The 13,830-nt window shown below is 40.7% G+C and carries 9 protein-coding genes; 3 read left to right on the top strand and 6 right to left on the bottom strand.

The genetic code is table 11. The features are described from left to right. Positions 1 to 32 precede the first annotated feature (32 nt). On the bottom strand, positions 33 to 1,037 hold the full coding sequence (locus B4U84_RS11815; RefSeq protein ID WP_131118027.1) for a succinate dehydrogenase/fumarate reductase iron-sulfur subunit: 1,005 nt from the start codon (positions 1,035 to 1,037) through the stop codon (positions 33 to 35). Between the two features lie 1,568 nt (positions 1,038 to 2,605). Between B4U84_RS11815 and B4U84_RS11810 the strand changes: the two genes are divergently transcribed. Together B4U84_RS11810 and B4U84_RS11805 are read left to right on the top strand one after the other, a co-directional pair. Continuing rightward, on the top strand, positions 2,606 to 3,043 hold the full coding sequence (locus B4U84_RS11810) for an AbrB/MazE/SpoVT family DNA-binding domain-containing protein (protein ID WP_017313133.1): 438 nt from the start codon (positions 2,606 to 2,608) through the stop codon (positions 3,041 to 3,043). Between the two features lie 298 nt (positions 3,044 to 3,341). Continuing rightward, entirely contained in the window at positions 3,342 to 4,220 is an 879-nt protein-coding gene (locus B4U84_RS11805) for a CPBP family intramembrane glutamic endopeptidase (RefSeq protein ID WP_131118024.1), read from the top strand. 266 nt (positions 4,221 to 4,486) lie between these two features. On the opposite strand, the gene recN is transcribed toward B4U84_RS11805, so the two are convergent. After that, a complete protein-coding gene (recN, locus tag B4U84_RS11800; protein WP_131118021.1) occupies positions 4,487 to 6,244 on the bottom strand; it encodes a DNA repair protein RecN in 1,758 nt (585 codons plus the stop codon). A gap of 394 nt (positions 6,245 to 6,638) precedes the next feature. Between recN and B4U84_RS11795 the strand changes: the two genes are divergently transcribed. Further along, positions 6,639 to 8,627: an ABC1 kinase family protein gene (locus tag B4U84_RS11795; protein WP_131118018.1), complete on the top strand. Its 1,989-nt coding sequence runs from the start codon at positions 6,639 to 6,641 to the stop codon at positions 8,625 to 8,627. 165 nt (positions 8,628 to 8,792) lie between these two features. On the opposite strand, the gene B4U84_RS11790 is transcribed toward B4U84_RS11795, so the two are convergent. From B4U84_RS11790 to sbcC, 4 genes are all read right to left on the bottom strand, one after another. Then, positions 8,793 to 9,008 (bottom strand): DUF6887 family protein, encoded by a 216-nt coding sequence (locus B4U84_RS11790; protein ID WP_131118015.1) that lies wholly within the window; start codon positions 9,006 to 9,008, stop codon positions 8,793 to 8,795. Then, positions 9,005 to 9,187, bottom strand: coding sequence for a DUF6888 family protein (locus B4U84_RS32110; RefSeq protein WP_131118013.1), 183 nt, complete (start codon positions 9,185 to 9,187; stop codon positions 9,005 to 9,007). The genes B4U84_RS11790 and B4U84_RS32110 overlap by 4 nt, the downstream gene beginning before the upstream one ends. A 141-nt stretch (positions 9,188 to 9,328) precedes the next feature. Next, positions 9,329 to 9,901, bottom strand: a complete 573-nt coding sequence (locus tag B4U84_RS11780) for a hypothetical protein (RefSeq protein ID WP_131118009.1) — start codon at positions 9,899 to 9,901, stop codon at positions 9,329 to 9,331. A 181-nt stretch (positions 9,902 to 10,082) separates the two neighbouring features. Beyond that, on the bottom strand, positions 10,083 to 13,112 hold the full coding sequence (gene sbcC, locus B4U84_RS11770; RefSeq protein WP_131118006.1) for an exonuclease subunit SbcC: 3,030 nt from the start codon (positions 13,110 to 13,112) through the stop codon (positions 10,083 to 10,085). Positions 13,113 to 13,830 lie beyond the last annotated feature (718 nt).

The raw sequence follows: 13,830 nt of genomic DNA, 5'->3' as shown, positions 1-13,830 counted from the left end.
CCACACTCCCCACACTCCCCGATCCCCGATCCCTATTCCCTATTCCCTGCTTCCTCTATCGCCTCGATGAGCGATCGCACCTGTTGAGTTCCTTGGGAGGGTTCAAAAGAAAGGGGAAATTTACCCTTAGCAAGCATCCGTAAACCCAAGGGTGCAATACCAAGCAATCCTCTTAAATCCCGAAAATAGTTACCGACTACTTGTAAACTAAACTTTCTCTCGTCAATCCATCCACCTGCTTTGACTAACTCTACTAATACTTTGCGATGGCGAATTGAACGGCTGTCACTTTTTTGCTTGTGGGTGAGAATTTCTTGTTTAATTTTGGTGATTTGATCTAAGGGAGCAACATCCATTGGACAGACGCTGTTGCAGTAAAAGCAACGAGTACAACCCCAAACACCTTGGGTATCTTCGTTATATTTTTCTAAGCGGTTTTCTGTTTCAGTATCGCGGTTATCGGCTACCATTCGGTAAGCTTTGGCAAGAGCATGGGGACCAACGAACTTAGAATTGACTTCAAAGGCATTGCATTCAGAAAAGCAAGCTCCACACATAATACAATTACCAGTTTGATCCAGGCGCGATCGCTCTTCTGGTGTTTGTAGAAACTCTCTTTCTGGTACTTGTCTGCTAGCTGTACTCACATAGGGTGCGATCGCCTCTAGGTTATCCCAAAAATCGCTCATATCCACTACTAAATCTTTAATTACAGGCATATTGCCAAGGGGAGCGATCGTAATTTCTGGAATCGCATTTACCTTACCTGTGTGTGCTGCTAACTCTTGCAATCTAGAAATTTCACTGCCAACATTTTCTTTACAAGCAAGAGCAGAACGTCCGTTGATTCGTATAGCGCAGCTACCACAAATTGTATTGCGACAATTTTTGCGAAATGCTAAAGTTCCGTCTTGTTCCCACTTAATTCGATTGAGGCAATCAAGGATTGTATTACCTGGTTCTACCTGTAAAGGGTAAGTTTGTACGTTAGCAGAAGAATTATGTTGCTGTCGAATTACTTTAAAAATTACTTCCATATTTTACCAACCTAAATCCTGAAATTATCACATTTACATAGGAAAGAGACTTTTACAGAAGTCAAAAAATTGTATAGGCTACACTAATTTGTGTCTACAGTAGGAAAAACAGAAAACCAAAAGGGGGAAAGAATGAATCAATCAAATCCCTTTGCTAAGTAAGTCGGTGGGAATAAACCTAACCATGTTACGAAAGGTAAATAGGCCTAAAATCCTTACTAATAACCAATGACAAATGACGACTCCAACGAGTAGAGACGAGCCATGGCACGTCTCTACATTTGTGGTGACTTACTTATTTAATCTTGAGCCTTTGACCTTATAATTTTTAACTTTTACTCCTAACCAAACGAGGTTGCTCCAACGAGCTATGCTCTAACTACTCCTATTTCAAAGCTAGCTGTTAACATGTTGATCATTAAATAGTTACTGATATATAGTTCCAGGATAAGCATAAAAATCCTAGTTGGGGAAGCTCTTTATGGGATTATAGACAGTTTTGTCAACTCGTACATCCAATTACCTATAGAATATAACTTTATGTTGACGTTAACATAAATCAATCAAACTCTTACAAAAATAATTTTTGCAAGAGTTGCTAAAGTTGAAGGCTAAAAGCTTAAAGGGTTTATATTTTCCTTTACCCTTTTCCCGCACTTCTACAATAAGTCAAATAAACAGCTGTACAAATTCCTCCTTTCGTCGCAAAGTGTTGTTTTTTTTAGTTATGTAGAATTGTGATCGCTGCTGATGAACATGGTGAGGTAATTAATCAGCAGCATAGTACTCTGAAAGATTTTGTCTGGTCTCAATCAACAAACTCGATCATCGAAGTCTCTGGTCAAAACTCCTTGTCTATATTAGATGAATTTTTATAAAATCCACACATCAATACTCACAACGGCAATAAAGCGGCAGGAAAATCCTCGCCGCTTTTTGTTTTCCCAAGATAAAGGATATAAGATTTAAAGTCTAACAATAAATTTAATTCAAACTTAAACAATTATTTTGCTATTATGATCGCATGTTAGTATTTAATATAAAATTACGAAGTAACAAAACCAGTCCAAATAGCCGATCAAGTGCGGCTGATGCTGCTTTGTTTATTCGTGATGGTCAGAGATGAAATTAATTCGTCTCGATTGGCAGGATCAAAGAGTGTATGCTCAACAACCTTATGACAATACTATGCTGTTTTAAGCTTGAGGTAAGCATAAGGAAATTCTTGCTAATTATTGAGTCTACGGCTGATTAAGTAGTGGAACTCGACTCGTTTGTAAAGATGGCTTAAAATGACACCGTCGCCATAGCATCAGCAAAGAAAATATTTCGTTTTCGATGGCAAATGATGGTTAAATGTGCCGTAAAATTACCCAAATAAATACCTGCAACAACTGGGACTCTAATAAATTATGGGCAACCATAAAAGATGATCTTGGCTGATTAGAAGTAGGAGTTTGACAATTTTCTGGGTTTGTTAGCAACTTTTGTGAGGATCACCAAAAGTTCCTGACGCAGAGAACTACACCTTTGAATAGTTTGGAGAGAGTAAGGAAATTTTGAGCGTAATGACTGAAACTGCAACCGCACCATTAACCGGAAAAGCACTGCTTGCAAAAGTAAAAGAGCTTTCCAATCTACCACGTCGAGAAAGAGCAAAACAGTGTGGCTATTATACTGTTACGAAAAATAATCAGGTTCGTGTAAATCTGACTGATTTTTATGATGCTTTGCTATCCGCTAGGGGAATTCCCTTAAGTCCAGAAGCACCAAAAGATGGACGTGGTCGTGAACCGACATATCGAGTTAGTGTTCATCAAAATGGTCAAATTGTCATCGGTGCAACATACACCAAAGCAATGGGTTTAAAGCCAGGTGACGAATTTGAAATTAAGCTAGGATACAAGCACATTCACCTCATTCAAGTAGATAGTGACAAAAAAGAACTCCAGTCAGATGAAGACATTGATATAGAGGAAGATGAGATTGAAGAAGAAGAAGAGTAAATTTTGTAATGGTAGGGAGAAAGTGAAGAGTGAATACTTAATAACCTTTCCCCTTGGTAAGCCAGAAAAAGCTTACTAGTGTTTAATTTTTTTGAGATAAAAATCAACGATTAGACCTCTTGCAAAAGTTACCGAATTTGGTAGAAGCTTGATTGAGCAGAGAGAAAAGCAAAAAAGCAAGTAGTACTAAAGGTTCAAGAAAAGGCGTGAGCATCGCTACCCCTGGTTACAAATTGCTCAATATCGTGAAGGCTTTTCTCTCCACAAGCTGTAAATCTAGGATTGCGAGAAGTCTGTCGTGTTTTTTTATCCAATTTTGATAGCCTCCTTAAAGTCATCACTCTATAATTTGCAATCATTTTTGGAAAATGCACCAAGTTTGATTGTAGTGATGGCTTTTTTTATTGCTTGGGGTGGATGTTGGTTCCCAATCGCAGCTTTGTTATCTATGTTCCTCAACTGGAAACCCAACCAACCCTTAAAATCAGAGCAAAAGTTACCTTTATTATTGTCACTTTATTTACTAATACCTTTTATTTTTTGGCTCATCACTTGGCTAACGAAAACACCGATCTCAGATTACGGCTTGATAGCCAATATTTCAATCCTTAATTCCGTCGCCCTTGGTTTTAGTCTAGGTATATTGAGTTTAGCGGTGGTTTTTACATGCCAATTTTGGCTAGGATGGTGTAAATTTGAATACGCCAATATCAAGCAATTACCATCAATTGTGCTACCTATTTTATTGATAGCTTTATTTGTAGGTGGTATTGAAGAATTAGTTTTTCGGGGATTTTTATTTACAGAATTAGAGCAAAATTATCCAGTTTGGCTAGCAGCAATAGTATCTAGTCTGATATTTGCCATATTGCACTTAGTTTGGGAGCAACAAGAAACAAAACCTCAACTTCCCGGACTATGGCTGATGGGAATGGTGTTAGTACTGGCGCGGTTTGCCGATCGCAATAACTTGGGTTTAGCTTGGGGACTACACGCCGGTTGGATATGGGCTATAGCCTGTATAGATACAGCCCAACTGATTAATTACACCGACAAAATCTCAGACTGGGTGACAGGTAAGAACAAAAAACCCCTAGCTGGATTAGCAGGGATATTGTGTTTATTGCTAACTGGGGTAATTCTCTGGTTTGGTTATCAGCCAATACAGTTCAGTTAAGGTTTTAGCTAGAGCAGCATTCATCCCCGCACTCTACCAGAACGGTGAGTTGACGCTTTTCACCTTCGTGTCTTAGAGTCTACCCTGCGCTTCGACACGGAGTGGCTACTTGCAGAAGTCGCTAACGCGCCTACCGTAGGTAGCCGCTGGCGCGTCTATGTGTTTCAAAAGTTGATTTTTCACCAAGACACCAAGACACCAAGACACCAAGAAAAATACATTAACCCTAGTTTTATCCCTTGCAGTATTGAGAGTGTAGGAGGAAATTACACTCTTACACCCCCCTTTTTTTGACGGTGATTTGCAGCCTGTGTTAGCAAAGATTCTGCAAAAGCGATCGCTTCTTGGGCTGATTTACCACCAGCTAACTGAGCTAGTTCTTCCCGACGTTTGTTTAAGTTATCCAAGTTACTAATACGCACAACAGTACGTTCTTCACTGGAACCATTGTGTTCTTTCTTACCTTTAATTTGATTGATCACCTGCTTATCGACGCGAAAATGCCGATCAGCCATGGCAGCAACTAAAGGTTGGTGTGTCACACATAATACTTGGTGAAACTGACTCAACTGGTATAATTTTTCGGCGATCGCCTGGGCTACTCTTCCCGATACACCCACATCAATTTCATCAAATACCATTGTTCCCGTCGTCTGTGCTTGGGAAAAACAAGCTTTCAGCGCCAGCAGAAATCTACTCATTTCTCCACCAGAGGCTGTTTCTGATAGAGGTTGTAGTGGTTCTCCTGGGTTGGGGCTAAACATAAATGTGATTTTGTCTGCACCCATAATTGTGGGAGGAATAAGTGCTATTTCGACTTGAAACTGTACCTTTTCCATCGCCAAAGGTTTTAGTTCCTTGATCAGTTTGGCTTCTAATTTCGCTGCGGCGGTATGACGTAATTGTGTTAACTGTTGACAGGCTTGTGTCAGTTTTGCTAAACACTCAGCTTGTTGAATTTCTAAACCTTCTATTGATTGTTCACTATCATTGAGTTCGGCTAACTCGGCTTGGATGCGCTGGTAATAGGCGATCGCTTCCGCAAGTGTCGGCCCGTACTTGCGACAAACTTGCTTTAATTCACGAATTCTGGCTTCTACCTCTTCCAATCGCTGGGGATCTGCCTCTAAACTTTCCCCATAAGCATTAATTTGCCTAGATACTTCCGTTACTGTAGCTTGAGCATCCCTCACCATATCTAACAGTGGTTGCATCTGGGAGTCGTATTCAACCATGTCAGTTAACGTTACTTCGCTGTCTCCCAGCAAATCTGTAGCGGTTGGGTCTTCTCCATCGTTTTGGTATAAAGCTTGGTATACTTTATAACTCATCTGCTGGAGTTCGACGACATGATTGAGGCGTTGCTGTTCTTGTTGGAGTTGTTCGAGTTCATCGGGTTCACTGAGGTTAACTTCTCCTAGTTCCTTGACTTGGTAAGTTAATAAATCCAGTTGTTGTAAGCGTTCCCGTTCTGATGTCCGGCGTTTTTCTAAGGCTTTGAGTACTTGCTGGTAGGCACTAAAAGCAGTGACAACTTCTTGACGTTGTTGCAAAATAGATTCACCACCGTAGGCATCTAACCAATCGCGAATTTGGGCAGATTGTCCGAATAAAACTGTTTGCCCTTGAGCAGTGATTTCCACTAGGCGATCGCGCAGTTCTGACATCAACTGCTGATTTACCAACACTCCATTTACCCGCGATTTACTCCGTATTTTTCCTGAAGTAGCTGTAATTTCTCGACTAATAAATATATAATTTTCTTCAATTAATTCTATTTCTTGTTCAGTTAACCAGGCTATTAAAGCAGAATTAGAAGTAAAAGTTGCTTCTACCATTGCCCGATTTGTACCAGTGCGAATCACGCGACTAGAAACCTTTCCGCCCAACACTGCATCAATCGCATCCAAGATAATCGACTTTCCCGCGCCGGTTTCGCCTGTCAATACATTTAATCCTGCGCCAAATTCTAGTTCTAATTGGTCAATCAGGGCAAAATTTTCTATTCGCAATAGAGATAACATTGAGTCATTCGATTTTAGATTTTAGATTACTCTACGAGAAGCCGCTTACGCGTCTATGGATTTTGGATTTTGCCAAAAGTTTGTGGACACTTTGCGGTGAGACAGCGGGGTCTACCCTGCGCTTCCACACGCAGTGGGTTCCGTAGGTAGCTGCTTGCTTTGTCTATGGGGGTTTCCCCAAAATATCGATCAAATTATCCGTCAGGGTAGACGCCAGATCATTTTTACTTCAAGGATACTAAAGATTGTGTGTTTCTACCTTGCAATGTTCACAAGCTAGCTTTTTTAGGGATACCAAAACTAGTTTAGTTTGATTTTTATATGTTGGCGCACTTAACCTTCTGACAAGTTGTTACAATACTTAACAAGTTAACTCCGATGCGGTGGTAAGTTCATGAATGCGAAAACTGTTTCCCCTACTTCCCTGCAAATAGATTATGAAGTAGTTCCAGAAGATGCTACAAAAACGTCGATTGTGAGTTTACCAGTACCGGAGGAAGACCAAACAAGTAAGGCGCTGGTGATTTCAAAAAGTGAATCTGAAGCTTTACAATACAATCCTCAGAGGATAGCAACATATTATGGAAGTCGTCCCCTACAAGTTTTACGACGCATCATTACTGTACTAACGCCAGCAATTAGGTTTGCTTTGGGTATATGGTGGGATACTAAACGGGGAGTTGTTGTTAAAAATGACCGTCGTCGGGCAATTCAGTTGCGAGAAATGCTGACGAAGTTGGGGCCTGCTTACATTAAAATTGGGCAAGCTTTATCTACTCGACCAGATTTAGTTCCTCCGATGTTTTTAGAGGAACTAACACAATTACAAGACAAATTACCTGCTTTTGCGAATGAAATAGCCTACCAGTTTATCCAAGAAGAACTAGGCGCACCACCTCACGAAATTTACACCGAACTTTCACCAGAACCTATAGCAGCTGCTTCTTTAGGACAAGTTTATAAAGGTAAGCTCAATACAGGTGAAGAAGTCGCCGTTAAAGTCCAACGTCCCGACTTGCGTGAACGTATTACTATTGATTTATATATCCTGCGTCGGCTAGCAGGATGGGCGCAGAAGCAATTTAAACGTATCCGCAGTGACTTGGTAGGTATCCTCGATGAATTGGGCGATCGCATCTTTGAAGAGATGGATTATATTCATGAAGGAGAAAATGCTGAGCGCTTTTATCAGTTGTATGGTCATTTAAAAGACGTTTATGTACCGAAAATTTACTGGGAATACACCAATCGTCGTGTGTTGACGATGGAGTGGATTGAAGGTACGAAGCTAACTAATACACAAGAGATTAACGCCAAAGGTATAGACGCTCGCTACTTAATTGAAGTCGGGGTACAGTGTTCATTACGACAGTTACTAGAACACGGATTTTTCCACGCCGATCCTCATCCTGGTAATTTGCTCGCCACCCGTGATGGAAAATTAGCTTATCTAGACTTTGGGATGATGAGCGAAATTCAGCCACCCCAGCGTTATGGCTTAATTGAAGCGATTGTCCACGTTGTTAACCGCGACTTTGAGGGTTTAGCTAACGACTATGTGAAGCTAGATTTTCTCTCACCAGAGACAGATTTAACGCCAATTATTCCTGCATTTGCGCGAGTATTTGCTGATGCTCAAGGTGCTAGCGTTGCGGAATTAAACATCAAAAGTATCACCGATGAACTCTCAGCTTTGATGTATGAGTATCCTTTCCGTGTTCCTCCCTATTACGCTTTAATTATTCGTTCTTTGGTGACATTGGAAGGGATTGCTATTTATATCGATCCTAACTTTAAGGTATTGAGTGAAGCTTATCCCTATGTTGCTAAACGATTACTCACCGATCCTGCACCAGAATTAAGAGCATCCTTAAGAGACTTATTATTTAAAGAAAATCGTTTTCGCTGGAACCGCTTGGAAAACTTGTTACGCAATGCTCGTAACAACCAAGATTATGATTTGAATTTGGTGTTGAATCAGGGAGTTGATTTTCTGAGTTCCGAACGTGGTAGTTTTATTCGCGATCGCCTGATTGATGAATTAATTAAAAGTGCAGATGCTTTAAGTAAAAATATTCTGCATAACTTCACCTATCTACTGCGGGAAAGGGTTGGTGTGACAACTATCAACGAAACTCCCGCAGCTACAGACGAACAACAACAAACTTTAGAGCATATTAAACGAATATTAAATATTCTCCGCGAAACCCGTGGCTTTGACCCAACTCAGCTTGCACCCCAAGTTGTGCAAATTGCGTTTAACCCAGGTGTACAACGTTTGGGGCAGCAAATAGCAGGTCAGTTATTGCAAAAAGCAGCCGCTAGGTTAATTCGGGAATTGTTGACATTTGAGGAAGGCGATCGCACTTTGGAGGTTAGGTAATTTAGAAAAAAACTACTATCAATTAGAATTATCACTAAAAATACTTCTCCAGCCGATGTTGTTCTAACATTGCTTCTACCTCTTCATCGGTTGGTGCAGGTTTTTCGGTTTTTAGTAACCCCTTCATTTGTCAATACGCATCCTGTTCACTAGCAGGAAGTGTTCTCAAAATTCAGATTTATTCAACTTTTCTCTTAAGATGGCTTCTATTTCACTTTCGGGATCATCAAGATCGAACGGATAGGGTTGACGAGGAGCATTCGGATCACGACGACTGATGAGAACTTGCAATGCTGCTCGAAATTCTTCCTCATTATTCCGATGCTCTGAAAGATACCGCTTTAATTCAGGTGTTGTCATTTGGTCAAGATTCAACATCATATAACAAAGTCCCACATTCCCTCTTCATCAATTATGAGCGCAATTTCATCAGTTGTCCCAGCCTGAATGTAAAGCGTTTTTAATTTGTGGTCATAGCGGAAAACTTGAATCGGTTGGTACAAATTGGAAAGTAACTGACATACGAAAATCGCTGTATTAGATTGCTTTTGGGTTGGCAAGCTGAAACTCCCAGAAACACACCAAGGGGTAGCGTATCAGAAGTTATACTATTTTGTGTATTTGATTTCTTATCTACAAAGAGCGATCGCATTAATCGCTGCAATCAGGTGATCGCTTTACGCATAAATATCTTGGATAAGTCAACCCCATCTAATTCTTGCTTCACTAACGACAGTTGCAAGGAAGTTTTCAAGGGTTGGCTCAAGTTCAAACTGTCCTAGATTGTTATGAGTTAATTCTTCCTGGTAATCCCACTCTCCCAATGTCCAGTGTATAGGTGGTGTAATGTATGCTCCTAATTCAAGGGTGAAGTAGGAGCGCAACCAATCAGATGGTGGATCATCATCCATTAGAAAGACAACAGCAGTATATACTGCTTCAGGGTTGACTCTGGGCGCAGGCATGATAAAGTAAATCAACCCAATTTCATCGGATAACTTTGTAAAGTTGCATATGGGGTGAACCACTGTGCAGTAGCTAAAGATAGCGTCATCACCACAGTTGTTCCATAGTTGTATCACCCAGTCTTGAACTGAGTTGTTAATGAGATTGCTGATTAATTCATCAAAATGATCTTGAACAACATACGGAATTAATTTGTGTGCAAAGTCGTAGTGTTGTCGGTGCAATTTTTCACTCAATTCTATTTGACCTTGTTCACCAGCAAGCATTATTTCTCTGAGTCTTTGCTTTACGAGGTCTTGATTATCCATCTAAGCGTCAACCTTTAGTTAACTAGTTATTCTCGGTAATTTTCCTATATTGTAATTGTATCTTTATGTACATTAAATCTATATTATTGACTTGCGTCAGTGGTAATCTACTATCTCAACTACATAAGCATTGTTCTCATCCGTCCAAACAAAGCAGATTCGCCATTGTATCGTTAAAAAGTTAAACCATCAAACGCAACTGCGAACCTTGCTGACTCTTATTCACCTCAATCCGGGCTTGAAAAGCTTCCTTGAGGTGTGGCATATGCGTTACTGTGAGAATACAGGCAAAATCCGGGGCGATCGCATTAATCGCTGCAATCAAGCGATCGCATCCTTCTGTATCCTGTGTACCAAAGCCTTCATCAACAATCAGCATTTGCAAAGCAGCGCCAGCCCGTTGTGCAAGTAACTTCGCCAAAGCTAGACGAATCGCAAAGTTAATTCTAAACGCTTCCCCACCAGAGTAAGTTTCATAGGCTCTCGTACCCCTCGCATCGGCAATCAAAATATCTAAAGTATCAATTAACTTGCTATTTTTCTTCGTAGCTTTACCGTTACGCCCAGCTTTTTGTGTCACAAATTGTACATGTAACTGATTCGCACTCAGGCGGGAAAGTAGCTGATTTGTCTCTGCTTCTAGTTGCGGCAGGACATTTTCAATCATCAGTGTCTGGATACCATTTTTACCAAAAGCTTGGGCAAGTTCGTGGTAAATACGGTATTGTTCTTTGGCTTGTTGCTGTTCTAGCTGCTGTTGCTCGTATTGAGTTTGTAGCATATCGAGCTGGTGCGCCATTTGTTCTAAGCGCCCCAACTGGGTGATTTGTTCGTCAAGTTGGCGTCGCCGAATTGCTAAGTGCTGTTCTAAAGCTTGAATTTGGGCTAGGGGATTGCCTGTTTCCTCAAGTTGACTAATAATACTTTCAATTTGGCTTTTTAATCTTTGTCGTTCTGTCCATCTTGCTTGTAAAGCAACTTCTAATTCTTGCGCTCTAGTTTTTAATTGCGGATACTGCTGTTGTGCTGCTTGTAGTTGTTGGTGTCTAAATTGCCAACTTTGAGCTTTGCGTACTGCAACACGGAGGTTATTATGCTGTTCAGTATCATAACCAAGTTCGGTAATGAAATTATCTAAAGCGGCAATTTGTTTCGCACATTCCGAATTAATCACTTCTTGCTTAATTCTTGCTTGCAACTGGTCAATTTGTGCTTGCAGTTCTGGTTTTCTTGCTTCTATTTGAGCTTGGCGCTTGGTAGCGTCTCGAATCTGTCCTTGTTTAATTTCTGCCCAACGCCAGCGTTCTACTTCACTGCGAGCTAGGGCGTGGTCTTGCTCATTATAGTTGAGTTGTTGCAGATAATTTTCTAATTCTTGAAGTTCCGTTTGTTTGTCGGGTGCATATTCGCCTAGTTGGAGCGATCGCTCGAGTTGGTGTTTTTGAGCCGCAATCTGTTGTAATTGTTGTTCAACATCACTTGTCGCTTGTAACTTAGCTGCTAGTTGTCCTCTTTGTTCCCGTAATGTGTCATAGGGAGACAATTGTTGAGAGATATCTCGATATTCCTGTCTGAGTACCTGAATTTCTCTGTCTGAAACAGCCATCTGTTCTCGAACTACCCACAATTGTCCTTCTGTATCTTTATACTCAGATTTGGTTTTATCTACAACTCGATTCCAGTGATGCTCATCCAAACCCCTTTCGCACAAAGGACAAATGGCGTTGGGAGTTTGCAGCATTTGGATTTTTTGCTCTAATTCTCCCAATAATCTTTCATAATCCCGTTGATGAGCTTGCAATCGTTCAATAAAATTCCGCCGTTCTTGTCCTTTTTCCTGAACTCGTTGCAGATAAACTCGCTTTTTCTCCAATTCTTCAATCTTGATTGCGACTTCCATGACTGCTTGTTGCAGTTGGGGTTGGCGTCGCTGTTGAGATTGTAATTGATTTTCTGTAGTTTCTAGTTGTTCTAATCGTGCTACCAATCCCGCTTGTACCCGGAGGATTTGACTTTGTAAAGTTGCTCGTTGTTGCAGCAGGGGAGAAACTTGTAATTGCAGTTCATCCAATTGAGCTAGACGTTGACGCGCGATCGCCAATTTAGCCAAAGCTGCTTCGACTTCAGTCGATTTGTTGAGAGTATGTTGAATTTCTGCCTCTTGCTGAGATAATGCTTCTAATTGCGCTTGGGCTTGTTGTAGTTGTCGTTCTATTTCGTGAATTTGTTTGGTAAGCTGGTGTTGCTTTTGTTGACGGGTGGTTTGAGCGCGGGTGTATTCTGCAAATTTGGTACTTATGGCTTCTTCTTGAGCTTGCAGATTTTGGTATCGACTGTATCCGGCGGTGATTTCGGTTTCTTGAGCTAATAATTCTTCTAATGTGGATAGTTGAGTTCCAATTCGTTCCCGTTCGTGTTCGAGGCGATCGCAATCTTGAGTTAAGTTCTGATATTGCTGTCTGACAAAATTTAGTTGTTCTTCCCAATTCTGCCGTTGGTGCTGGACAACTTGCAAACTTTGTAATTTGATATTTTCAAAAGCTTGTACTTGCTGGAGTTGATTGTGTTCGTTTTCTAGGGTTACTCGTTGAGTTGCGATCGCTTCTCGTTCTTGGAGTTGAATTTTCATCGACTCCAAAGAGCGTTCTAACTCTTCGGCTTTGGCTTTAAACTGACGTGATAAATCTTTTGAGCGTTCTTCTAATTCATCATATTGATTAAGCTTTAATAATTCCGCTAATATTTCCTTGCGTTCGCTCGGACGCTTGAGCATGAATTCATCTGCTCGACCTTGACGCAGGTAAGCAGAGTTAATAAAAGTATCATAATCTAGCTTAATATGCTGCAAAATCTCATCTTGAGTCGCCCTGACTCCTTTCCCACTTAGTGAACGAAACCCATTTGGTGTTTCGATTTGAAATTCCAAAACACTACTACCACCACGAGCGCGCGTACGAATTACTCGATAGGTTTGCTGTTGGCTAGTTCTAAAAATGAAATCTACTTGAACTTCTTTTTCACCAGTGTGGACAACATCATCTTCAGTATTGGCTCTGCTTTCCCCCCAAATTGACCAGGTGATCGCTTCCAACAAAGAAGATTTACCAGCGCCATTAGCACCACAAATACACGCCGTATGCAAACCGCGAAAATCCAAAGTTGCATCACGGTAACTGAGGAAATTTTTCAGAGTTAGTTGAACAGGGATCATCTAGACTAGAGAACCATACCTTTTTTTAATTAGTAGTAGCACACCACTCTTTTTGTTAGTTTAACTAGATAAAAATCATGTTTCTAGTCTTAAAGACATGATTTTTACAATTGTTAACAATACTTTGGGCAATTTTTTTCTGTTAAGTTAATTGTTTTGCTTCTTGTAGATAAAAATTAAATCCCGGTTAACAGAAGATAGTCTTCATTCCTTTGCCATGTCTTTTGCTTCGCAAGCAGGGAGCTAGCTGTGGGATTTGTTGCTTATATGAGAAATTGTTGAGTTGACAACTGAAGAGTAAGAGGAATGAAAGCGGGTAGTTTGAGATTTTTGTGGTTAGGACTGGTAGATGAGAGTGAGCGATCGCAGTTTTGCTTTGAGCAAGAAAAAATTTAAATATGGTAACATTCACTCAAATTTCATTTCGTTACAAGTGATATGAAATAAGGATGTGGGGGTGTAAAAGGAGTGCTAAAGATCCCCGACTTCTTGAAGGATACAGCTGGCGAATCAGGGGTGACACCCCTCACCGACGATTTTTCGTCATTCCACCAGATGTAGAGACGCGCCATGGCGCGTCTCTACAACCAATTTGTGGGCGAACGAGGGGTTTGACCCCCTATTCGCCAGCTGCATCCTTAAAGAAGTCGGGGATCTGGGTCTCTCAAATAATGTAAGCCGATACATTAACAATGTAAGCCGATACATTAACAATGTA

The sequence above is a fragment of the Westiellopsis prolifica IICB1 genome (assembly GCF_004323185.1).
GTDB lineage: Bacteria > Cyanobacteriota > Cyanobacteriia > Cyanobacteriales > Nostocaceae > Pelatocladus > Pelatocladus prolificus_A.
The sequence above is the reverse complement of the archived record's forward strand: the minus strand, read 5'-3'. Positions and strand labels throughout refer to the sequence as shown.